The following is a 23,338-nucleotide window of genomic DNA, read 5'->3' as shown; positions in this document are numbered from 1 at the left end:
GGAGTACTGTTTCGTTCAACCTATGTGGCGGTTTCTTATACGATTTTAATTCAATTTCAAGATACTTTGTATACACTTATACACATAGATATGAGGGAAAGGGGTTTAAGATGGCAAAAAAAACCGTAAAGTTTGTTTGCCAGAACTGCGGCTACGAGTCGCCAAAATGGATGGGAAAGTGCCCGCAATGCAGCCAGTGGAACCAGATGGTGGAGGAAGCGGAGACGCCAAAACGGAGGGGCTTTTTTTTACATCCGGAGCCTGGAAATGAAACCAAAGCGGCACCTATTACGTCTATAGAGTCTAAAGAAGAAAAAAGGACAAAGGTGGATTTTGGAGAGCTGAACCGTGTCCTCGGCGGCGGCATTGTTGCCGGATCACTTGTTTTGATCGGCGGGGATCCCGGGATCGGCAAATCAACGCTGCTTTTGCAAGTGTCATCACAACTGGCAAAGCACGGGTTAAATGTACTGTATATTTCCGGGGAGGAATCGGCGAAACAGACGAAGTTAAGGGCGGACCGGTTAAACATCCATACCGACCATCTTTATGTGCTGCCGGAAACGGACCTTTCCGTGATCCAGCAGGCGATAGATGAACTGAATCCCGGCTTTGTGGTCATTGATTCCATCCAGACGATTTACCATCCGGAAATCCAGTCTGCGCCGGGCAGTGTGTCGCAAGTGAGGGAAACGACTGCACAGCTGATGCGGACGGCAAAAACAAAAAACGTGGCCATCTTTATTGTCGGCCACGTGACAAAAGAAGGCTCCATTGCCGGCCCACGTGTGCTTGAACATATGGTGGATACGGTCCTGTATTTTGAAGGTGAACGCCATAACGCCTACCGGATATTAAGGGCGGTCAAAAACCGCTTTGGTTCGACGAATGAAATTGCGATTTTGGAAATGAAAGAATCCGGTTTGGAAGAAGTCCAGAACCCTTCCGAAATTTTTCTGGAAGAACGGACAAAAGGTGCAGCCGGTTCTACCGTGGTGGCTTCCATTGAGGGGACGCGCCCGGTCCTTGTCGAGATCCAGGCGCTGTTGGCCCCGACGTTTTTCAATATGCCGCGGCGGATGGCATCCGGGATTGACTATAACCGTGTCACGCTGATTATGGCGGTGCTTGAAAAACGGGCCGGTCTTTTGATTCAGAACCAGGATGCTTATTTAAAAGTCGCCGGCGGCCTGAAAGTGGATGAACCGGCAGTGGATTTGGCAGTTGCTGTCAGCGTGGCATCCAGTTTTCGCGACAAGCCGACAAATGCGGATGACTGCATTATCGGAGAGGTCGGGCTGACGGGGGAAGTCAGGCGGGTGTCCAGGATTGAGCAGCGCGTCCAGGAAGCGGCAAAACTTGGTTTCCGGCGGGCGATCATCCCGAAAAATAATATGGGCGGGTGGACGCCGCCAAAAGAGATTCAAGTGATCGGCGTCTCCACAATCCAGGAAGCTTTGGAAGCGGCACTCGGCGGATGAGAAAGGGAACAAATTTCCGTGCCTTCTATGTGTTCTTTGGATCAGTGCGTGAGGGTACCGGAGGAAGCGGAAGGCACTGGGAAGTGAAGGAAAGCGTGGAAAAAAACGGAACCCACTTGATAAGCAAATAACTGCCGCAAATCTGCGTTTACAGGATCCGTTATGATGTAAAGACAGAAAAGACAGCGGCTGGCAGGATACAAATTTTAAAAGAAAGCAGGGGATGTGCATGAAGCCTGAAAATGCCCGGAGAAAACCGCGGCGATTAACTGGCTCGGTAGGGAAAAATACGAAGGCAAACGTTTTAAACCCTATTTTTTGTTTATAATGTATAAAGGAGGTGAACATGTTGTTAAGACGGCTTATACAAATTTGTTTGGTACTGATTGGCGGCACGCTCGGTGTTTTCCTGCTGCCTGATTTTTACAAGCTTGTGAAAGTGGATTATGTGTTAATCAACAACCCGTATGTTTCAGCGCTGTTGGGGGCTATTATCTTTTATCTTATTACTTTCTGGTCCATTCATTATATCGTTGATTTTGTCGATTGGTTTGAGGATTCACTGGTAAAAGTCCCGATGACGGAAATTTTTTCCGGCACCTTTGGCCTTGTGCTCGGCCTGATTATTGCTTATCTGGCAAGCATTCCGGTGCGGGGAATTCCGATTGTCAATACAATTGTGTCGATTACACTTACAGTATTGCTCGGTTATATCGGATTTCAGGTCGGTTTTAAGAAAAGAGAGGAAATTTTCAATTTGTTTTTCAACCGGCAGCATAGACGGAAAGGCGGGACAGAGCAAGAAGGGCATCCGCAGCCTGGAAAACAGGTGAAGATTCTTGATACAAGCGTTGTCATCGACGGACGGATTGCGGATATTTGCCAGACCGGTTTTCTTGACGGGCCGATTGTGATTCCGCTCTTTGTGCTTGAAGAATTGCAGCATATTGCCGATTCTTCGGATGCTTTGAAAAGAAACCGGGGCCGGCGTGGGCTTGATATCTTGAACCGGATACAGAATGAACTGCCGATCGAAGTGCAAATGTATGAAGGCGATTTTGAAGATATCCAGGAAGTTGACAGCAAGCTCATTAAACTGGCAAAATTGATGAACGGGATTGTCGTGACGAATGATTATAATTTAAATAAAGTATGTGAATTCCAGAAAGTCAAGGTGCTCAATATCAATGACCTTGCCAACGCCGTAAAACCGGTTGTGCTCCCCGGCGAAGAGCTCAATGTGCAACTCATTAAAGACGGGAAAGAGCATCACCAGGGGATTGCCTATTTGGATGACGGCACGATGATTGTTGTCGAAGAAGGCAAAAATTACATTGGCAAACGCATTGATGTGCTCGTGACAAGCGTCCTGCAGACTTCGGCGGGCCGGATGATTTTTGCCAAGCCGAAACTGCTTGAAAAAGCGTTATAATGCAGCCTGGAACACCCGCGGCGCCGGACGCGGGAAGTTCATACAGGATGCCGGGGGAGATTGGATTTGACAGATTATGAGGTGATTATACCGGCAGCCGGATCGGGGAAGCGGATGGGCGCAGGGTTCAACAAATTATTTCTTGAACTGAACAAGCGCCCGGTCATTGCGGTTACAGCAGAAGTTTTTTTGGCCGATCCGTCCTGCAAAAAGTTGATACTTCCCGTGCAGCCGCATGATAGGGAAGAGATGAAGCGTATTTTGCCCCGCTCGGAAAAAATAGTATTTGCCCGCGGCGGTTCTGAACGGCAATATAGCGTACGGAACGGGCTGGAACTTGCCGGAAGCTGCAGTGTCATTCTTGTGCATGACGGTGCAAGGCCGTTTATCAGCGCCGGATCCATTGCAGCGCTGGCGGCAATGGCCGGGGAAAAAGGGGCGGCGATAGCGGCTGTTCCGGTAAAAGACACGATCAAAAGAGCAAAAGACCAGATTGTAACCGAGACGATTGAGCGGAGCAGCTTGTGGCAGATCCAAACGCCACAAGCTTTTCGCACGTCTGTCTTGAAAAAAGCGCATGAAGCGGCGGAACGGGACGGCTTTCTCGGAACGGATGAAGCCTCACTGGTCGAACGGATCGGCCATCCTGTACATATTGTGCCGGGAAGTTATGATAATATTAAAATTACGACACCGGAAGATCTTTATTTCGCAGAAGCGATTTTAAAAAAGCAGGGGGGAGGATGAAGATGTTCAGGATCGGACAAGGCTTTGACGTGCACCGGTTCGGGGAGGGACGTCCCTTGATGATCGGGGGAGTTGAAATTCCATATGAAAAAGGTTTGCTCGGCCACTCCGACGCGGATGTGTTGCTTCATGCCGTAGCGGATGCCTGTCTCGGGGCCATTGGGGAAGGGGATATCGGCCGGCATTTTCCGGATACAGATGCGGCATTTAAAGATGCGGATTCTGCGGCGCTTTTGGCGCATGTTTTTCAGCTTGTGAAACAAAAAGGATACAAGCTCGGCAATCTTGATTGCACGATTATTGCCCAAAAGCCGAAAATGGCGCCCTATATCGGGAAAATGCGGGAAACGATCGCGCGCATTTTGGAAGCGGAGATCGGGCAGGTCAATGTCAAGGCGACCACGACGGAAAAACTCGGCTTTGCCGGGCGCGAAGAGGGCATTGCGGCGCAGGCGGCGGTACTGCTGGAGCAGGCTTAACCGGCGTGGCTGCAAGGGTGCTGAAACAACGGGCAGTTTAAGGCACGTACTGCCTGCTGGACATTTTAACGGTGTATGGCAACAGAAGTTTCGTCAAAAATGGTGCAACGGAGCCGGGCAGCTGTTAACGGAAACCTTTCTTTTGCTGGAACAAACATAACCGGTGTATCGCTGCAAAATCGGGACAAGCCGTGCGGTTTAGGACCCGCACTGCTGCTGGAACCATTTTAACCGGTGTATGGCCTGGAGATGTTTTGCCGAAAATGGTGTAATGGAGCAGTGCGCCCGGTTATCGGAAACCCGTCTTTTGCTGGAACAAGCATAGCCTGGCGGGGGCACTCGTGGTACAGTGGCAATTCCATTATCCCGTCTTTTGCTGGAACAAGCATAATAGCAGATATTTTACCTGCAAGATGTGCGATGGCATCCATCCGCCGGTTCACGTCAATCCATCTTTCGTCCGCCGAACCGGACACACCACCGGTTTACGGCTTTTTCAGACGGTGATACAATAAAACAAGACAAAAAGCGACAGTTTAAAGGAGAATCGACATGGCAAACGAAATCAGAGTACGGTACGCTCCGAGCCCGACCGGTTTTTTGCATATCGGGAATGCCCGTACCGCATTATTCAATTATTTATTTGCACGCAGCAAGGGTGGAAAGTTCATTATCCGGATTGAAGATACTGACCAGAAGCGGAATGTGGAAGGCGGTGTGGAAAGCCAGCTGAAATATTTGAAATGGCTCGGCATCGACTGGGACGAAAGCATTGATGTCGGCGGCGAATACGGCCCTTACCGCCAGTCGGAACGCCTTGATATCTATAAAAAATATTATGAAGACCTGCTTGACCGTGGGCTGGCTTATAAATGCTATTGTACGGAAGAAGAACTGGAAGCAGAACGCGAAGCCCAGCTTGCACGCGGGGTAATGCCGCGTTATTCCGGGAAATGCCGCCATCTGACAGAAGAAGACAGGAAACGGCTTGAAGCGGAAGGGCGGAAACCGAGCCTCCGTTTCCATGTTCCGGAAGGCAAAGTGTATACGTTCAACGATATCGTAAAAGGCGAAGTGTCTTTTGAATCGGACGGGATCGGCGACTTTGTCATCGTTAAAAAAGACGGCATGCCGACTTACAATTTTGCGGTTACGATCGATGATCATTTAATGAAAATTTCCCACGTGCTCCGGGGGGACGACCATATTTCCAACACGCCGAAACAGCTGATGATTTATGAAGCATTCGGGTTTGAACCGCCGGTATTCGGCCATATGACGCTGATTGTCAATGAACACCGGAAAAAATTGAGCAAACGCGACGGTAGCATTATCCAGTTTATTGAGCAGTATGCGGAACTCGGTTATTTGCCGGAAGCACTATTTAATTTTATTGCCATGCTCGGCTGGTCACCGAAGGGCGAGGAAGAAATTTTTTCGCGGGAAGAATTTATCCAAATTTTTGACCCGGAACGGCTGTCGAAATCGCCCGCTTTGTTTGACCGCCAAAAACTGGCATGGATGAACAACCAGTATATGAAAAAGCTCGATTTGGATAAAGTTGTGGAGCTTGCGTTGCCGCATCTTGTAAAAGCAGGGCTCGTTCCGGAAAACCGGACACCTGAAGAAGAACAATGGGTGCGCAAACTCATCTCTCTCTATCAGGAACAAATGAGCTACGGCGCGGAAATTGTCGAATTGTCGAAACCGCTCTTCTTTACGGATGAAATCACGTATGACGAAGAAGCAAAGGAGATTTTGTCGGGAGAGCACGTTCCGGAAGTGCTCCGTGCATTCCTTGAAGAACTGGACAGAATCGAACCATTTGAAGCAGGCGAAATCAAAAAAGCGATCAAAGCAGTGCAAAAAGCAACCGGACAAAAGGGGAAAAAGCTGTTTATGCCGATCCGTGTTGCCGTTAGCGGCCAGACACACGGCCCGGAACTGCAAAGCCTGATCGAACTGCTCGGCAGGGAAAAAGTAAAGAAACGCCTTGAAAGAATCACGGGTTAACATTTTTTCGAAAATAGGATATGATATGGTTAAAATAGATGTATGAAAAAGCGTTGAGAAGGAGAAGTAGGAAGAGGACGCTTCAAAGAGAGAACCATCGCCGGCTGAAAGTGGTTTAAGCCCCTCCTTTTCTGAAATGCACCTTCGAGCCTGTATCTGAACGCGTTTGCCAGTAGGATGCAGCGGGGCCGCCCGTTAACAGGGAAAGTTGGGCAGCGGGCAAGGCCTGCCGCCAAACAGAGTGGAACCGCGCGATCAAGAAGCGTCTCTGTCCGTTGCAGAGGCGCTTCTTTTTTAAATTGCAGGTCCGATGACAAATCCGGCTGATGGAAATGCAAAGCGGAAGAAATTTTATAAACGGACGGGGAATGGGAAAAAAACAAGCGAAAGGGGAGTAGCACATGTTTAAGCGGTTGAAGGAAGACATTGAAGTGGTTTTTGATCAGGATCCGGCAGCACGGACGTATTTTGAAGTGATCTTGACTTACTCCGGTCTTCATGCCATCTGGGCACACCGGATTGCGCACTTTTTTTATAAAAAGAAAATGTTTTTTATCGCCCGGGTGATTTCGCAGCTCAGCCGCTTCTTTACCGGAATTGAAATCCACCCCGGTGCACAAATCGGCAGGCGGTTTTTCATCGACCACGGCATGGGGGTTGTGATCGGGGAAACGTGCGAAATCGGCGATAACGTGACGGTTTACCAAGGCGTTACGCTCGGCGGCACCGGGAAGGAAAAGGGCAAGCGCCATCCGACAATTAAAGACAATGCGTTAATCGCAAGCGGAGCGAAAGTTTTAGGTTCGATTACGATTGGGGAAAATGCAAAAATAGGGGCAGGTTCTGTCGTATTAAAGGATGTCCCCCCCAATTCGACAGTGGTCGGCATTCCTGGCAGGGTCGTCGTCCAGGACGGCGTCAAAATCAAAAAAGATTTAAAACATAATGAGCTGCCTGACCCTGTTGCGGACCGCCTGAACAGCATGCAGCAGGAAATCGAGGCTTTGCGGTCGGAATTGGAACAACTGAGAAAGGAAGGGGCAAGAATGTATGAGCATTCAGATATATAATACGTTAACAAGAAAGAAGGAGCCGTTTATCCCGCTTGAAGAGGGGAAAGTGAAAATGTATGTATGCGGCCCGACTGTCTATAATTATATCCATATTGGAAATGCGCGGCCGGCGATCGTATTTGACACGGTCAGACGATATTTGGCATTTCGGGGTTATGATGTAAACTATGTGTCGAATTTCACCGATGTGGACGATAAACTCATTAAAGCCGCAAAAGAACGCGGAGAAGAAGTGCCGGCTTTAAGCGAACGGTTTATCAAGTCTTATTTTGAAGATATTGATGCGCTCGGTTGCTGCCATGCAGACGCCCATCCGCGCGTGACGGAAAATATGGATGCGATTATCGCGTTTATTGAAAAATTAATTGAAAAAGGCCATGCCTATGAATCAGGCGGTGATGTTTACTACCATACGAGAAGTTTTCCGGACTACGGTAAATTGTCTCATCAATCGATTGACGAATTGAAATCAGGTGCGAGAATTGAAGTAGGGGAAAAGAAAGAAGACGCCCTTGATTTTGCCCTTTGGAAAGCGGCAAAAGAGGGGGAAATTTCGTGGGACAGTCCGTGGGGGAAAGGCCGGCCGGGATGGCATATTGAATGCTCGGCCATGGCGAAGAAATATCTTGGCGATACGATCGACATCCACGCGGGCGGGCAGGACCTGACTTTTCCACATCACGAAAACGAAATTGCCCAGTCGGAAGCGTTGACAGATAAACCGTTTGCCCGTTACTGGATGCATAACGGCTATATCAATATTGATAACGAGAAAATGTCGAAGTCGCTCGGAAACATTGTGCTTGTCCATGACATCATCGAGCGGCACGATCCACAAGTTTTGCGCTTTTTCATGCTGTCGGTGCATTACCGCCATCCGATCAACTACAGCGAGGAACTGCTTGCCAATGCGAAGGCAGGGCTTGAACGGATCAAAACGTCGTACCAAAATGTAAAGCACCGGCTTGAATCCAGTGCAAATCTGGCAGAAGATGATGAAAAATGGCTGGAACAGGTCCGTTCGCTCCATCGCCAGTTTATCGAGGCAATGGATGATGATTTCAATACGGCAAACGGTATTTCTGTTTTGTTCGAACTGTCGAAGCAGGCCAATTATTACTTGCGGGGAAAAAATACGACAGAAACTGTTCTCCGGGCATTTATGAAAGAGTTTGAAACGATTTCCGGCGTTCTCGGCCTGAAGCTCGAGGAAGAAGTGCTTTTGGACGAAGAAATTGAAGCGCTGATTGAAAAACGGAATGAAGCAAGAAAGGCACGCAATTTCCAACTGGCTGACGAAATCCGTGACAAGTTGAAAAGCATGAATATCATTCTTGAAGATACACCCCAAGGGGTGAGATGGAGACGCTTATGACGGTCACCCTTGATCCGAAACAACTGAACAGCCTCGCGCTTGCTTATATGGGGGATGCGGTATATGAAGAATATATCCGGCACCATGTTCTCTTGCAGGGAAAAACGAAGCCGAACCGCCTCCACCGGGAAGCGATCCGCTTTGTTTCAGCGAAGGCGCAGGCTCAAATTTTAAAACAGATGATGAACGAGAATCTTTTAACGGAAGAGGAAACCGCTGTTGTCCGCCGTGGCAGAAATGCGAAATCGGGCACGGTTCCGAAAAATACAGATGTCCAGACATACCGGCACAGCACTGCATTTGAAGCGCTGATCGGCTACCACTATTTATCCGGCAGCCGGGAGCGGATGGAGGCGCTGATTAAAAAAGCAATCGACATTGTCGAAGACCAGAAAGGAGGGGCGCACTGATGGACCAGGAGTATATTGCTGGCAAAAACCCGGTGCTGGAAGCGTTAAGGGCGGGCCGGGAAATCAACAAAATCTGGATTGCAGAAGGTTCACAAAAAGGCGCCATGAAGCAGGTGATAGAGCTTGCAAGGGAAAGAAAAGTGACCGTCCAATTTGTCCCGAAAAAAAAGATTGACCAGGTGGCTGACGGGGCGCATCAGGGTGTACTGGCGCTCGTTGCCGCTTACCGGTATGCAGAAACAGGCGATATGTTCAAACTTGCCAAAGAGCGGAATGAACACCCGTTTATCCTGATCCTCGATGAATTGGAGGATCCGCATAATCTCGGCTCGATTTTACGGACGGCTGATGCGGTCGGCGCACACGGCGTCATTATCCCGAAAAGGCGCTCGGTCGCATTAACAGCAACGGTGGCGAAAGCTTCAACCGGCGCGATTGAACATATCCCGGTGGCGCGGGTAACAAACCTTTCGCAAACGATTGCCGGCTTAAAGCAGCAAGGGCTGTGGATTGCGGGAACCGATGCTTCCGGGACGACCGATTACCGGCAAATGGATGCCGATCTGCCGCTATGTCTTGTCATCGGCAGTGAAGGGAAGGGGATGAGCAGGATCGTAAAAGAAGCATGCGACTTTCTGATCCGCCTTCCGATGGCAGGGCATGTGACTTCGCTCAACGCGTCCGTTGCTGCCGGCCTGCTCATGTATGAGGTTTACAGGAAGCGCCATCCGCTTGGTGAATAAAATGAATATTTTGCTGGTGGACGGCTATAACATCATTGGCGCCTGGCCGGAACTGCAAAAATTGAAACAAAAAGACCTTGGCGCCGCCAGAGACCGGCTTGTTGAGATCATGGCGGAATACCAGGGCTATACGGATGACAAAGTCATCGTCGTTTTTGATGCTTACGGGGTGAAAGGCCTGGAAAAAAAGTACCGCTATCACAAAGTGGAAGTCATTTTTACAAAAGAAAATGAAACGGCAGATGAACGCATTGAAAAAATGGCCATTAAACTGAACAACATCCGCACGCAGATTTATGTGGCCACATCTGATTTCACTGAGCAGTGGCAAATATTCGGCCAAGGCGCTTTAAGAATTTCAGCACGCGAACTGTTGACCAAAGTGGAAATGATTGAACAAAAGATTAAAAAGAATGTAAAATCAATTCAAGAGGAAAAGCCGGCAACAAGAATACCGTTAAGCCAAGAGGTCATGGAAATTTTCGAAAAATTACGCAGGGGAAAACGATGAGCGGTTGACGATTGAAAATTCTGTACTGTATAATAGCTTTTATCGAATGCTCATGGGGGGATACAGGTGAACCTGAACATTGAGGCAGCATATGAAGAAAGATATGGCACGATGCAGGATGAAGAGTTGGTTGGACGGATACACAACGGCGAAAGTGAAGCGTTGGATTACTTGATCCAAAAATACAGAAATTTTGTCAGGGCAAAAGCGCGTTCTTACTTTATCATCGGGGCCGACCGTGAGGATATTATCCAGGAAGGCATGATCGGGCTGTATAAGGCCATCCGCGACTACAGAGAGGACAAGCTCACGTCTTTCAAGGCTTTTGCTGAATTATGCATCAACCGGCAAATGATTACCGCAATTAAGACTGCCACCCGCCAAAAGCACATACCGCTTAATTCTTATATTTCCCTGGACAAGCCAATTTATGATGAAGAATCTGACCGTACGTTGATGGATGTCATCACCGGCGCGAAAATTTCCAATCCTGAAGAATTGATTTTAATCCGCGAAAAATATGTCCATATAGAAGTGAAAATATCCGAACTGTTGAGCGATCTGGAAAGAAAAGTGCTCGCCCTTTACCTGGACGGGCAGTCCTACCAGGAAATTTCAGAAGAATTAAACCGTCATGTAAAATCAATTGATAACGCTTTACAGCGCGTCAAAAAGAAGCTGGAGCGCCTGTTGGAAATGAGGGAGATGACTTACTGAGAAGGTGTTGTAAGCCGTTTTTCCGCCAGGCTGTTTTTCCCGAATGCAAGTGCAACATTAAGGCGTACAAAAGCACGTCTTTAAATGCCCGGTATTCAATGCTTTCGGGAAAAACCCGGCACATCCCTTCTTCTGCTACTAATTGACACAAGCTTTCTGCCGTGTTATGTTGATTTGTAGGATTTTATGTTTTGATACGATACCGGCGCGGAACCGGCAGCATCCAACAGATTCTCCCGGCTTTTCGGGAATCTTTACAGCGACAGGTTCCGTTAACGCCGTAAGATCATAAGACAGCTGGTGATGAGATGCAGAAAAAAATGGTACTTGCCTGTTCGGTTTGCGGTTCGCGCAATTACACGACTACAACGGGCAACGGAAAGGCTGAAAGAATGGAATTAAAGAAGTTTTGCAAGCACTGCAACGAACACACCATCCACCGCGGGACAAAATAACAACGAACATGAGCTTACTTGGAGGTCTTAAATACATGTCCATCACAAATTTTTTTCGTAATGTTGCTTCCGAAATGCGAAAAGTCAGCTGGCCTGGGCGCAAAGAGCTGGTCAAATACACGATTACAGTCCTTGTAACAGTTGCCTTCCTGACATTGTTCTTTATTGTCATCGATCTCGGTATTTCCGCAGTGATCCGGTGGGCTGAAAACTCATTGTAAAAGGATCATTTTTCACTTGAATATCCAATGATAAAACATGGTATAATGGGAGTATCATAAGCAACGACTCAAACCCGGTTAGCGGGTTTTTTCATTTGCCCAAAAAATCAAAAGACCAACAGGGAGGGACGGACATCAAGTCCTATTAAATGGAAAAAAACTGGTATGTTGTCCATACGTATTCAGGCTATGAAAATAAAGTCAAAACCAATTTGGAAAAACGTGTAGAATCAATGGGGATGCAGGATAAAATTTTCCGGGTAGTGGTGCCGGAAGAAGAAGAACTTGAAGTGAAGAATGAGAAGAAAAAAGTGGTGAAACGAAAAGTTTTCCCGGGCTATGTCCTGGTGGAAATGGTGATGACGGATGATTCCTGGTATGTCGTCCGGAACACGCCGGGTGTCACCGGTTTTGTCGGGTCGTCGGGAGGCGGTTCCAAGCCGACGCCGCTTTTGCCTGAAGAAATTAATACCATCTTGAAACGGATGGGCATGGAAGAAAAACGGGCCGATGTGGACTTTGAAATCGGCGAGACGGTTACGGTAAAAGAAGGGCCGTTTGCAAACTTTGCCGGCAAGATTGTGGAAATGGACCGTGACAAAGGCAGGGCAAAAGTCATGGTCAATATGTTCGGTCGGGATACACCGGTAGAGCTCGTTTTTGAACAAATTGATAAAATATAACGGGATAAAACTTGAAATCGATATGCTGAGATGTTAATATGTTATAAGTCAGTATGTTCTTTGCGGATGGCCCGCTGACCGGGATCCCACAAAGAACAGACACAATGCAATCACTTGATCTTATGATACACTCGTGACGCGGGTCATGAGATGAAATGGCTTCGGATATGGCTTGTCTTTTTAGCTTGTCCATTGTCCGGCTAACCGCAAGAACTTGCGGGGATAGCCTGCGAAGATACGGAGCATGTTTCGTTATCTGCAGGAAGCTCGCGGCTTTAGCCGTGAGGGGTTCAATCAAACAGATGAGTGGGAGGGCTTAGTCCCTGTTACCACATCACGGACTTAAGGAGGTGTGTCTCGTGGCTAAAAAAGTAGTAAAAATTGTTAAATTGCAGATTCCTGCCGGTAAAGCAAACCCTGCACCGCCTGTTGGTCCTGCATTGGGTCAGGCCGGCGTCAATATTATGGGATTTTGTAAAGAATTTAACGCTCGTACTGCAGATCAGGCAGGCTTGATTATACCTGTTGAAATCACGGTGTTTGAAGACCGTTCATTTACATTCATCACAAAAACCCCGCCAGCTGCAGTTTTGCTGAAAAAAGCAGCCGGCATTGAATCCGGTTCTGGTGAGCCAAACCGTACAAAAGTGGCAACTGTGAAGCGTGACAAAGTGCGTGAAATCGCAGAAACAAAAATGCCTGACTTAAATGCTGCAAGTGTTGAAGCGGCAATGCGCATGGTGGAAGGCACGGCGCGCAGCATGGGGATTACGATCGAAGACTGATTCATGCAGTACTAGTTCTGTCCAACGGGGTTGCGATGCGATACTGGCTCGCAACCTTTTTCGTGGGAGGTTATTCCGTTAAAACCACATTCGAGGAGGAAATACAAATGGCGAAAAAAGGAAAAAAATATGTTGACGCTTTGAAACTCGTTGACCGTTCCAAAGCTTATTCGGCTCAGGAAGCCATTGAACTGGTGAAAAAAACAAGTTTTACAAAATTTGATGCAACAGTTGAAGTTGCATTCCGCCTCGGCGTTGATCCGAAAAAAGCGGACCAGCAAATCCGCGGTGCCGTCGTGCTTCCAAACGGAACAGGGAAAACCCAGCGCGTGCTTGTTTTTGCAAAAGGCGAAAAAGCAAAAGAAGCGGAAGCAGCTGGTGCAGATTATGTCGGCGATACAGACTACATCAACAAAATCCAGCAGGGCTGGTTTGATTTTGATGTCATCGTGGCAACGCCGGATATGATGGGCGAAGTTGGGAAACTCGGACGCATCCTTGGGCCGAGAGGGTTAATGCCGAACCCGAAAACCGGCACGGTAACATTTGATGTGACAAAAGCGGTTCAGGACATTAAAGCCGGTAAAGTCGAATATCGTGTCGATAAAGCGGGCAATGTCCATGCTCCGATCGGGAAAGCCTCTTTTGAAACAGAAAAGCTGGTTGAAAACCTGGCAACATTGTTTGACACATTGATGAAAGCAAAACCGTCAGCTGCAAAAGGCACTTACATGAAGAATGTTTCTGTCACATCAACCATGGGGCCTGGCATCAAAGTAGACCCGTCTTCTTTTGTGGCAGCAAAATAATCATTTGACATGTTGCATATCAGCTGATATAATAAAGAACGGCTTTGAAAAGTAAACATTTGTACCGTAGACAGCAGGTGCCGAAGGGCTTAATTTCCTGCCGAGGTAATGCGTATAAATCCGGGGGTGCCTTAGGCCCTCCGCATGCATGAAACCTCCATGTCTCGGGATATGGAGGTTTTGTTTTGGTATAAATGTTCATCAAGAATATCTGTAGGAGGTGTCAAGATGGGCAGTGTAATTGAACAAAAGAAACAACTGGTGGAAGAAATCACCGATAAATTCAAATCAAGTACAGCTGTTGTGGTTGTCGATTACCGCGGCTTAAACGTGGCTGAAGTAACTGAACTGCGTAAACAGCTGCGCGAAGCAGGCGTTGAATTCAAAGTGTACAAAAACACGATGACGCGCCGTGCTGTAGAAGCAGCCGGGTTGGATGGATTAAACAGCGTGATGACCGGCCCGAATGCGATCGCATTCAGTACGGAAGACGTGGTTGCACCTGCGAGAATCCTGAATGATTTCGCAAAAGACCACGAAGCTTTGGAAATCAAAGCGGGTGTCATTGAAGGCAATGTTGCAACCGTTGATGAAATCAAAGCACTCGCAACGCTTCCTTCACGCGAAGGCCTGCTTTCCATGCTTCTCAGCGTACTGCAGGCGCCGATCCGCAACTTTGCTCTTGCTGCAAAAGCAGTCGCAGATCAAAAAGAAGAACAAAGCGCATAAGTTTTACGGAATATACTTTGAAAAATATCTTGTAGGAGGATATGAAAATGACGAAAGAAGAAATCATCTCTGCTGTCAAAGAAATGACAGTGCTTGAATTGAACGATCTTGTGAAAGCCATTGAAGAAGAATTTGGCGTAACCGCTGCTGCACCGGTTGCTGTTGCTGGCGGCGCTGCAGGCGGAGAAGCTGCTGCAGAAAAAACGGAATTTGATGTTGTGCTGACTGAAGTAGGCGCACAAAAAATCAAAGTCATCAAAGTTGTCCGCGAAATCACAGGCCTTGGCCTTAAAGAAGCAAAAGAACTCGTTGATAATGCTCCAAAACCGCTTAAAGAAGGCGTATCGAAAGAAGAAGCCGAAGAACTTAAAGCGAAACTTGAAGAAGTTGGAGCCGGCGTAGAAGTGAAGTAAGACTCTTTTTAAAGCAAAAGCCCGCATTTGGCGGGCTTTTTTCAACATCTCTTCTTCCTGAATCCTCCAAGAAAGAGTGGGACTTTTCATGGCTGAACATTACTACTCGCAAAACCCTGAAGCAAAGCATCAACCGATAGATTTCACCTTTACATTGAGAGGCCATACCTTTCATTTTCAAACAGACCAAGGGGTTTTTTCAAAAAAAGAAGTCGACTTCGGCTCCCGCGTTTTGCTTGATCTGGTGACCATGCCTGAAACGGAAGGGCCGGTCCTTGATATGGGTTGCGGTTACGGACCGATCGGCCTTGCACTTGCAACATCTTTTCCCGGCCGCCATGTGCATATGGTGGATATTAATACAAGAGCGGTCGAGCTGGCGGAGAAAAATGCTGCCCGGAACCATATTTCAAATGTTTCCATATACGAAAGCAATCTTTTTGAAAATGTGAAAAGCGGCCCGTTTGCCCTGATTGCTACGAATCCCCCGATCCGCGCCGGAAAGCAGATCGTGCACCGGATTTTTGAAGAAAGCTACCAATATCTCGCAAAAAACGGGGAACTTTGGGTGGTCATCCGGAAAAAGCAGGGCGCCCCTTCTGCCAGGAAAAAATTAGAAAGCATATTTGATGAAGTGGATTGTGTTGGAAAAGAAAAAGGATATTTTGTTTTTAAAGCCAAAAAAATTTGACTCCCGATTTCATATATGTTAAAATCATAAAATGCCAATAGATTAAGGTTCTTTATGCAATTTAAGCTATATTTGTCAAGTATATATTTTGGATGAATTGGAAAATACTTATAAAATCATAAGCTCGTCATGCGATATGTGGTTTTTTCATAAAAAACCCTTTTTCTTTTTGCCTTAGCTTTATTGTTGTTTGACGAAAGATGCAAACAAAACGCTTGATTTGAGGGGTGAATCAGTTGTCACATCAACTAGTTCAGTATGGACGGCACCGCCAGCGCAGAAGTTACGCGCGCATCAAAGAAATTTTAGAGCTGCCAAACCTTATCGAAATTCAAACCGCATCTTACCAATGGTTCCTTGACGAAGGTTTGCGTGAAATGTTCCAGGACATCTCTCCAATCGAGGATTTTGCCGGAAACCTGTCGCTGGAGTTTATTGACTACAGCCTCGGCGAACCGAAATATTCCATCGACGAATGCAAAGAGCGCGATGTAACATACGCTGCTCCGCTTCGTGTAAAGGTGCGCCTTGTCAATAAGGAAACAGGTGAAGTAAAAGACCAGGACGTGTTCATGGGCGATTTCCCGTTAATGACCGAAACGGGGACTTTCATCATTAATGGCGCAGAACGTGTTATTGTATCCCAGCTTGTCCGTTCCCCTAGTGTTTATTTTAACAGCAAAATGGACAAAAACGGGAAATACGGCTACACCGCAACGGTCATTCCGAACCGCGGCGCCTGGCTTGAATATGAAACAGATGCGAAAGATGTGGCCTACGTCCGCATCGACCGCACAAGAAAGCTGCCGATCACGGTTCTCCTCAGGGCGCTCGGTTTCGGCTCTGACCAGGAAATTATTGATCTGATCGGTGATAATGAGTACTTAAGAAATACGCTTGAAAAAGATAATACTGAAAGCACGGAAAAAGCGCTTCTTGAAATATATGAACGCCTCCGTCCGGGCGAACCCCCGACCGTTGAAAATGCAAAAAGCCTGCTGATTTCGCGTTTCTTTGATCCAAAACGCTATGATCTGGCCAATGTCGGTCGTTACAAAATGAATAAAAAGCTTCACCTGAAATTCCGGCTGTTCGGGCAACGGCTGGCTGAATCAATCGCAGACCCTGAAACCGGCGAAATCATTGCGGAGGAAGGAACCGTTTTAGACCGGCGTACGCTTGATAAAATTGTGCCTTTTCTCGAAAAAGGCCTGAAGTTTGAAACGTACAGCCAGACTGGCGGCGTTGTTGATGATGATGTTACTTTGCAGTCCATCAAAATTTATGCCCCGATTGACGATAACGAAAAAGTCATCAATGTAATCGGAAATGCTTATGTTGATGAAAGCATTAAACATATTACACCTGCGGATATTGTGGCTTCCATTAGCTACTTCTTTAATTTGCTGCATGGCGTCGGCAATACGGATGATATCGACCACCTCGGTAACCGCCGTTTACGGTCTGTCGGCGAATTGCTGCAAAACCAGTTCCGTATCGGTCTTTCCCGGATGGAACGCGTTGTTCGTGAAAGAATGTCGATCCAGGACATTAACACCATTACGCCGCAGCAGCTGATCAATATCCGTCCGGTCATTGCGGCCATTAAAGAATTTTTCGGCAGTTCGCAGCTGTCCCAGTTCATGGACCAGACAAACCCGCTTGCGGAACTGACCCATAAACGCCGGCTGTCGGCACTCGGCCCGGGCGGTTTGACCCGTGAGCGCGCCGGGATGGAAGTGCGTGACGTGCACTATTCCCACTACGGCCGCATGTGCCCGATTGAAACGCCTGAAGGCCCGAACATCGGCTTGATTAACTCTTTATCAACCTATGCAAAAGTGAACCGTTTTGGCTTTATTGAAACGCCTTACCGCAGGGTTGATCCGGATACAGGGCGTGTTACGGAGCATATTGATTATTTAACGGCTGATGAAGAAGACAATTATGTCGTCGCACAGGCGAACGCACAGCTGGATGAAAACGGCTTTTTCGTTGACGATGAAGTATATGCGCGTTTCCGCGGTGAAAACATTGTTGTCAAAACAGACCGCGTTGATTATATGGACGTTTCGCCGAAGCAGGTTGTATCGGCTGCAACGGCATGTATTCCGTTCCTTGAAAACGACGACTCGAACCGTGCCCTGATGGGTGCAAACATGCAGCGCCAGGCTGTTCCGCTTATGAACCCGCAAGCGCCGATTGTCGGCACCGGGATGGAATATGTCAATGCGAAGGACTCCGGCGCAGCACTTATCTGCAAACATGACGGTATTGTCGAACATGTGGAAGCCAGGGAAATCTGGGTGCGCCGCGTCATCGATGTCGATGGCCAGGAAGTAAAAGGCGACCTTGACAAATACCGCCTGCAAAAATTCAAACGTTCCAACAATGGCATGTGCATTAACCAGCGCCCGATTGTGAAAAAAGGCGACCGTGTGGTAAAAGGCGAAATTTTAGCGGATGGCCAGTCAATGGACCACGGCGAACTTGCCCTTGGCCAGAACGTGCTCGTTGCTTTTATGACATGGGAAGGCTATAACTATGAAGATGCCATTATTATGAGCGAAAAACTTGTAAAAGAAGATGTGTATACTTCTATCCATATTGAAGAATACGAATCTGAAGCGCGCGATACAAAACTCGGGCCGGAAGAAATGACCCGTGACATCCCGAACGTCGGGGAAGATGCTTTGAAAAACCTTGACGAACGTGGGATTGTCCGGATCGGTGCCGAAGTAAAAGACGGCGATTTGCTTGTCGGAAAAGTCACCCCGAAAGGCGTTACGGAACTGACAGCGGAAGAACGGCTGCTCCACGCGATTTTCGGTGAAAAAGCGCGCGAAGTCAGGGATACATCGCTTCGCGTTCCGCACGGCGGCGGCGGCATCGTGCTCGACGTCAAAGTGTTTACACGTGAAGCCGGGGATGAACTCCCGCCTGGCGTGAACCAGCTTGTCCGCGTCTATATTGTACAGAAACGGAAAATCCACCAGGGCGACAAAATGGCCGGGCGCCACGGGAACAAAGGGGTTATCTCCCGGATTCTTCCGGAAGAAGATATGCCTTTCCTCCCGGATGGTACACCTGTCCAGATCATGTTGAACCCGCTCGGCGTGCCTTCCCGGATGAATATCGGCCAGGTGCTTGAACTTCACCTTGGCATGGCGGCCAAAAAACTTGGCCTCCACGTGGCGACGCCTGTATTCGACGGCGCGCGCGAAGAAGATGTATGGGAAACGATTGAAGAAGCCGGCATGGCACGCGATGCAAAAACGGTTCTTTATGACGGCCGCACCGGTGAGCCTTTCGACAACCGTGTGTCTGTCGGGATTATGTATATGATCAAGCTCGCCCACATGGTTGATGATAAACTGCATGCCCGCTCAACAGGCCCTTACTCGCTTGTCACCCAGCAGCCGCTCGGCGGTAAAGCGCAGTTCGGCGGCCAACGGTTTGGCGAAATGGAAGTATGGGCGCTTGAAGCCTATGGCGCAGCCTATACGCTCCAGGAAATCCTGACCGTTAAATCGGACGATGTTGTCGGACGTGTGAAAACTTATGAAGCGATCGTCAAAGGGGAAAACGTCCCTGAACCGGGTGTCCCGGAATCGTTCAAAGTGCTGATTAAAGAACTTCAAAGTTTGGGACTTGACGTGAAGATTCTTTCCGGCGACGACGAGGAAATTGAAATGCGTGATCTCGAAGACGACGATGACCTGAATCAGGCCGATACGCTGAATATTGCGCCTGAGACAAAAGAAGAACCGGAAGGAATCGGGGCATCCAAAGACTAATCGTTTATGTTGCTGGGAACAAACAGAGGCTTTTGCCCGGATTGTATGCCTTCGTACAATCCGGCTTCTGTTTCTGTTTCTTCTGCGTGTGTTTTAAGGTATGAACCTAAAGACGAAAGGGAGGCTGGCCCCTTGCTGGATGTAAATAATTTTGAGTACATGAAAATCGGTCTTGCTTCACCGGATAAAATCCGATCCTGGTCGTACGGTGAAGTCAAAAAACCGGAAACAATCAACTATCGGACGTTAAAACCTGAAAAAGACGGGCTTTTTTGTGAACGGATTTTCGGACCGACGAAAGACTGGGAATGCCATTGCGGAAAATATAAACGCGTCCGTTACAAAGGCGTGGTTTGTGACCGCTGCGGCGTGGAAGTAACAAGATCAAAAGTGCGCCGGGAAAGAATGGGACATATTGAACTTGCCGCCCCTGTTTCGCATATTTGGTACTTCAAAGGGATTCCAAGCCGCATGGGCCTTGTCCTTGACATGTCCCCGCGTGCCCTGGAAGAAGTCATTTACTTCGCATCTTACGTTGTCACGGAAGCAGGCGACACTTCTTTGGAAAAGAAACAGCTTCTTTCCGAAAAAGAATACCGTGCTTACCGTGAAAAATACGGCAATAAATTCCAGGCAGGCATGGGTGCGGAAGCCATTAAAAAGTTGCTCCAGGATGTAGATGTCAACAAAGAATGCGAAATGCTGAAAGAAGAGCTGAAAGTTGCCCAGGGGCAGCGCCGTACACGCGCCATCAAACGCCTTGAAGTACTGGAAGCTTTCCGTAATTCCGGCAATAAACCGGAATGGATGGTGCTGGACGTTCTCCCGGTCATTCCGCCTGAACTGCGGCCAATGGTACAACTGGAAGGCGGCCGCTTTGCGACATCCGACTTAAATGATCTGTACCGCCGTGTGATCAACCGGAATAACCGCCTGAAACGCCTGCTTGATCTTGGCGCGCCAAGCATCATTGTCCAAAATGAAAAACGGATGCTGCAGGAAGCCGTTGATGCTCTGATTGACAACGGCCGCCGTGGACGTCCGGTAACCGGCCCGGGGAACCGCCCGTTAAAATCGCTTTCCCATATGCTGAAAGGGAAACAGGGTCGTTTCCGTCAAAACCTGCTCGGGAAACGGGTTGACTATTCCGGCCGTTCCGTTATTGTTGTCGGCCCGAACCTGAAAATGTATCAATGCGGCCTGCCGCGCGAAATGGCGATCGAACTGTTCAAGCCGTTCGTAATGAAAGAACTGGTTGAAAAAGGCCTCGCCCATAATATTAAAAGTGCAAAACGGAAAATTGAACGTTTGCAGCCTGAAATTTGGGATGTCCTTGAAGATGTCATTAAAGAACACCCTGTCCTGTTGAACCGTGCGCCTACTTTGCACAGGCTCGGGATCCAGGCGTTTGAACCGACGCTTGTGGAAGGCCGTGCGATCCGTCTTCATCCGCTCGTATGTACGGCTTACAACGCGGACTTTGACGGCGACCAAATGGCGGTTCACGTTCCGTTATCCGCCGAAGCACAGGCGGAAGCACGCATGCTGATGCTTGCCGCACAAAATATTTTGAACCCGAAAGACGGGAAACCGGTTGTTACCCCGTCCCAGGACATGGTACTTGGCAACTACTACTTAACGCTTGAACGTGAAGATGCAGTCGGTGAAGGATCTGTCTTCAAAGATGTAAACGAAGTGTACACGGCTTATTACAACGGCTACGTGCATTTCCATACGAGAATTGCCATTTATGCCGGATCGCTGAACAATCCGACGTTTACGGAAGAGCAAAACAAGAAGCTGCTGATTACCACCGTCGGGAAAGTGATCTTCAATGAAATTTTGCCGGAGAGCTTCCCGTATATTAATGAACCGACGACAACAAATCTTGAAGAAAAAACGCCGGATAAATACTTTGTTGATCCTTCGATTGACGTAAAAGCGCATATTAAAGAACAGCCGTTAATCCGCCCGTTTGTAAAGGGCTTCCTTGGCAGCATCATTGCCGAGGTGTTCAAACGGTTCAAGATTACGGAAACATCCAAGATGCTCGACCGCTTAAAAGATCTTGGCTTCCATTATTCGACCAAAGCCGGTATTACCGTTGGCGTTGCGGATATCGTCGTTTTAGGCGAGAAAGAAAAAATTCTTTCGGATGCCCAGAAAAAAGTCGATACAGTCATGAAACAGTTCCGCCGCGGTTTAATTACAGAAGACGAACGCTATGATCGTGTTATTTCGATCTGGAGCGGGGCTAAAGATACGATCCAGGGCAAACTGATGGAATCGCTCGATAAACGGAACCCGATTTTTATGATGAGTGACTCGGGGGCCCGGGGTAACGCGTCGAACTTTACACAGCTTGCCGGTATGCGCGGTTTGATGGCCAACCCGGCCGGCCGGATTATTGAATTGCCGATTAAATCGAGCTTCCGTGAAGGCTTAACTGTGCAAGAGTACTTTATTTCGACACACGGTGCCCGTAAAGGCCTTGCTGATACAGCCCTTAAGACGGCAGACTCGGGTTATCTGACACGCCGGCTTGTTGATGTGGCGCAGGATGTTATCATTCGTGAAGACGACTGTGGCACAGACCGCGGGCTTTTGATCAGTGCGTTGAAAGAAGGAAATGAAATCATTGAATCGCTTGAAGAACGGTTAACCGGCCGTTATTCAAGAAAAACGATCAAGCATCCCGAAACAGGCAAAGTCATCATTGAGGAAAACGGCTTTATTACTGAAGATATCGCGAAAGAAATTGTCGATGCCGGCTATGAAAAAGTCTGGATCCGTTCGGCCTTCACTTGCAACACCCGCCATGGTGTATGTAAAAAATGCTACGGCCGCAACCTTGCCACCGGCCAAGAAGTGGAAGTCGGCGAAGCAGTCGGGATTATTGCCGCCCAATCGATCGGCGAACCTGGTACACAGCTGACGATGCGTACATTCCATACAGGCGGTGTTGCCGGGGATGACATTACACAAGGTCTTCCGCGTATTCAGGAATTGTTTGAAGCTCGGAACCCGAAAGGCCAGGCTGTTATTTCCGAAGTGGAAGGTGTTGTCACTTCCATCAGCGAAGGGCGCGACCGTCAATATGAAATTGTCATTCAGGGCGCTGTCGAAACGCGCACTTATACAGCCCCTTATACTTCCCGCTTGAAAGTGGCGGTAGATGACCACGTCGTGCGCGGGCAGGAACTGACGGAAGGTTCCATTGACCCGAAAGACCTGTTGCGTGTCACGGACGTCACAACCGTGCAGGAATACTTGCTCCGTGAAGTACAGAAAGTTTACCGGATGCAAGGGGTGGAAATTGGCGACAAACATATTGAAGTGATGGTCCGCCAAATGCTGAGAAAAGTAAGGGTGCTCGATGCCGGCGATACGGATGTCCTGCCGGGAACATTGCTTGATATCCATCAGTTCGGTGAAGCGAATGAAAAGGCGCTCAAGGAAGGCAACCGCCCTGCAACAGGCCGTCCTGTTCTGCTCGGGATTACAAAAGCTTCCCTGGAAACCGATTCGTTCTTATCGGCAGCCTCCTTCCAGGAAACGACCCGCGTGTTAACCGATGCGGCGATCAAAGGGAAACGCGATGAACTGCTCGGCTTGAAAGAAAACGTCATTATCGGGAAACTTGTTCCTGCAGGGACGGGCATGACCCGCTACCGCAAAACGGTTCCTGAACTGGTGAAAAAGGAAGAAGAAGTGCCGGCTGAATAATCGGCGGCAGCACCGGCAAAAACCGGTGCTGCACCTTTTTCTGTTTTT

General features: G+C 48.3%; 21 protein-coding genes and 2 other annotated features. All 21 genes read left to right on the top strand.

The genetic code is table 11. The features are described 5' to 3' along the window. Window positions 1-110: 110 nt before the first annotated feature. The 21 genes from radA to rpoC all read left to right on the top strand — a co-directional run bounded on the left by radA (window position 111) and on the right by rpoC (window position 23,290). Window positions 111-1,481, top strand: coding sequence for a DNA repair protein RadA (radA, locus tag BCOA_RS23230; protein ID WP_014096526.1), 1,371 nt, complete (start codon window positions 111-113; stop codon window positions 1,479-1,481). A gap of 346 nt (window positions 1,482-1,827) precedes the next feature. Further along, a complete protein-coding gene (locus BCOA_RS23225; RefSeq protein ID WP_014096525.1) occupies window positions 1,828-2,913 on the top strand; it encodes a PIN/TRAM domain-containing protein in 1,086 nt (361 codons plus the stop codon). Between the two features lie 66 nt (window positions 2,914-2,979). Next, complete coding sequence (gene ispD / locus BCOA_RS23220; protein WP_014096524.1) at window positions 2,980-3,660, top strand: 2-C-methyl-D-erythritol 4-phosphate cytidylyltransferase; 681 nt, start codon at window positions 2,980-2,982, stop codon at window positions 3,658-3,660. Between the two features lie 2 nt (window positions 3,661-3,662). Next, window positions 3,663-4,139, top strand: coding sequence for a 2-C-methyl-D-erythritol 2,4-cyclodiphosphate synthase (ispF, locus tag BCOA_RS23215; protein WP_014096523.1), 477 nt, complete (start codon window positions 3,663-3,665; stop codon window positions 4,137-4,139). Window positions 4,140-4,691: 552 nt separating this feature from the next. Continuing rightward, complete coding sequence (gene gltX / locus BCOA_RS23205) at window positions 4,692-6,152, top strand: glutamate--tRNA ligase (RefSeq protein ID WP_014096522.1); 1,461 nt, start codon at window positions 4,692-4,694, stop codon at window positions 6,150-6,152. A 44-nt stretch (window positions 6,153-6,196) separates the two neighbouring features. Next, window positions 6,197-6,425 (top strand) — a binding site (T-box leader). 128 nt (window positions 6,426-6,553) lie between these two features. Further along, window positions 6,554-7,222, top strand: coding sequence for a serine O-acetyltransferase (gene cysE / locus BCOA_RS23200; protein ID WP_014096521.1), 669 nt, complete (start codon window positions 6,554-6,556; stop codon window positions 7,220-7,222). Continuing rightward, complete coding sequence (gene cysS, locus BCOA_RS23195; protein ID WP_014096520.1) at window positions 7,203-8,600, top strand: cysteine--tRNA ligase; 1,398 nt, start codon at window positions 7,203-7,205, stop codon at window positions 8,598-8,600. Before cysE ends, cysS begins: the two co-directional genes overlap by 20 nt. Continuing rightward, window positions 8,597-9,010, top strand: coding sequence for a Mini-ribonuclease 3 (locus BCOA_RS23190; protein WP_014096519.1), 414 nt, complete (start codon window positions 8,597-8,599; stop codon window positions 9,008-9,010). Before cysS ends, BCOA_RS23190 begins: the two co-directional genes overlap by 4 nt. After that, window positions 9,010-9,753: a 23S rRNA (guanosine(2251)-2'-O)-methyltransferase RlmB gene (gene rlmB / locus BCOA_RS23185; protein ID WP_014096518.1), complete on the top strand. Its 744-nt coding sequence runs from the start codon at window positions 9,010-9,012 to the stop codon at window positions 9,751-9,753. Before BCOA_RS23190 ends, rlmB begins: the two co-directional genes overlap by 1 nt. A gap of 1 nt (window position 9,754) precedes the next feature. Then, window positions 9,755-10,264 (top strand): NYN domain-containing protein, encoded by a 510-nt coding sequence (locus BCOA_RS23180; RefSeq protein WP_026684122.1) that lies wholly within the window; start codon window positions 9,755-9,757, stop codon window positions 10,262-10,264. Window positions 10,265-10,375: 111 nt separating this feature from the next. Next, window positions 10,376-10,981 carry an RNA polymerase sporulation sigma factor SigH gene (gene sigH / locus BCOA_RS23175; protein ID WP_043052606.1) on the top strand — a complete coding sequence of 202 codons (606 nt, stop codon included), beginning with the start codon at window positions 10,376-10,378 and terminating at the stop codon, window positions 10,979-10,981. A gap of 308 nt (window positions 10,982-11,289) precedes the next feature. Continuing rightward, complete coding sequence (gene rpmG, locus BCOA_RS23170; protein WP_017551231.1) at window positions 11,290-11,436, top strand: 50S ribosomal protein L33; 147 nt, start codon at window positions 11,290-11,292, stop codon at window positions 11,434-11,436. 35 nt (window positions 11,437-11,471) lie between these two features. Further along, window positions 11,472-11,657: a preprotein translocase subunit SecE gene (secE, locus tag BCOA_RS23165; RefSeq protein WP_014096515.1), complete on the top strand. Its 186-nt coding sequence runs from the start codon at window positions 11,472-11,474 to the stop codon at window positions 11,655-11,657. A gap of 149 nt (window positions 11,658-11,806) precedes the next feature. Then, window positions 11,807-12,340: a transcription termination/antitermination protein NusG gene (gene nusG, locus BCOA_RS23160; RefSeq protein WP_014096514.1), complete on the top strand. Its 534-nt coding sequence runs from the start codon at window positions 11,807-11,809 to the stop codon at window positions 12,338-12,340. Window positions 12,341-12,699: 359 nt separating this feature from the next. Further along, window positions 12,700-13,125 carry a 50S ribosomal protein L11 gene (gene rplK / locus BCOA_RS23155; RefSeq protein ID WP_014096513.1) on the top strand — a complete coding sequence of 142 codons (426 nt, stop codon included), beginning with the start codon at window positions 12,700-12,702 and terminating at the stop codon, window positions 13,123-13,125. A 107-nt stretch (window positions 13,126-13,232) separates the two neighbouring features. After that, window positions 13,233-13,934, top strand: a complete 702-nt coding sequence (gene rplA / locus BCOA_RS23150; protein WP_014096512.1) for a 50S ribosomal protein L1 — start codon at window positions 13,233-13,235, stop codon at window positions 13,932-13,934. Between the two features lie 46 nt (window positions 13,935-13,980). Then, window positions 13,981-14,127, top strand: a sequence feature (ribosomal protein L10 leader region). Window positions 14,128-14,162: 35 nt separating this feature from the next. Beyond that, complete coding sequence (rplJ, locus tag BCOA_RS23145; protein ID WP_014096510.1) at window positions 14,163-14,663, top strand: 50S ribosomal protein L10; 501 nt, start codon at window positions 14,163-14,165, stop codon at window positions 14,661-14,663. A gap of 47 nt (window positions 14,664-14,710) precedes the next feature. After that, window positions 14,711-15,076: a 50S ribosomal protein L7/L12 gene (rplL, locus tag BCOA_RS23140; protein WP_014096509.1), complete on the top strand. Its 366-nt coding sequence runs from the start codon at window positions 14,711-14,713 to the stop codon at window positions 15,074-15,076. 88 nt (window positions 15,077-15,164) lie between these two features. After that, on the top strand, window positions 15,165-15,767 hold the full coding sequence (locus BCOA_RS23135) for a class I SAM-dependent methyltransferase (protein WP_014096508.1): 603 nt from the start codon (window positions 15,165-15,167) through the stop codon (window positions 15,765-15,767). Window positions 15,768-16,003: 236 nt separating this feature from the next. Beyond that, complete coding sequence (gene rpoB / locus BCOA_RS23130; RefSeq protein WP_014096507.1) at window positions 16,004-19,564, top strand: DNA-directed RNA polymerase subunit beta; 3,561 nt, start codon at window positions 16,004-16,006, stop codon at window positions 19,562-19,564. 132 nt (window positions 19,565-19,696) lie between these two features. After that, entirely contained in the window at window positions 19,697-23,290 is a 3,594-nt protein-coding gene (rpoC, locus tag BCOA_RS23125; RefSeq protein WP_014096506.1) for a DNA-directed RNA polymerase subunit beta', read from the top strand. Window positions 23,291-23,338 lie beyond the last annotated feature (48 nt).

It is taken from the genome of Heyndrickxia coagulans 36D1 (assembly GCF_000169195.2).
GTDB classification, from domain to species: Bacteria; Bacillota; Bacilli; order Bacillales; family Bacillaceae_C; genus Weizmannia; species Weizmannia faecalis.
Note: the sequence above shows the minus strand (reverse complement) of the source record. Positions and strands in the feature narration are given on the sequence as shown.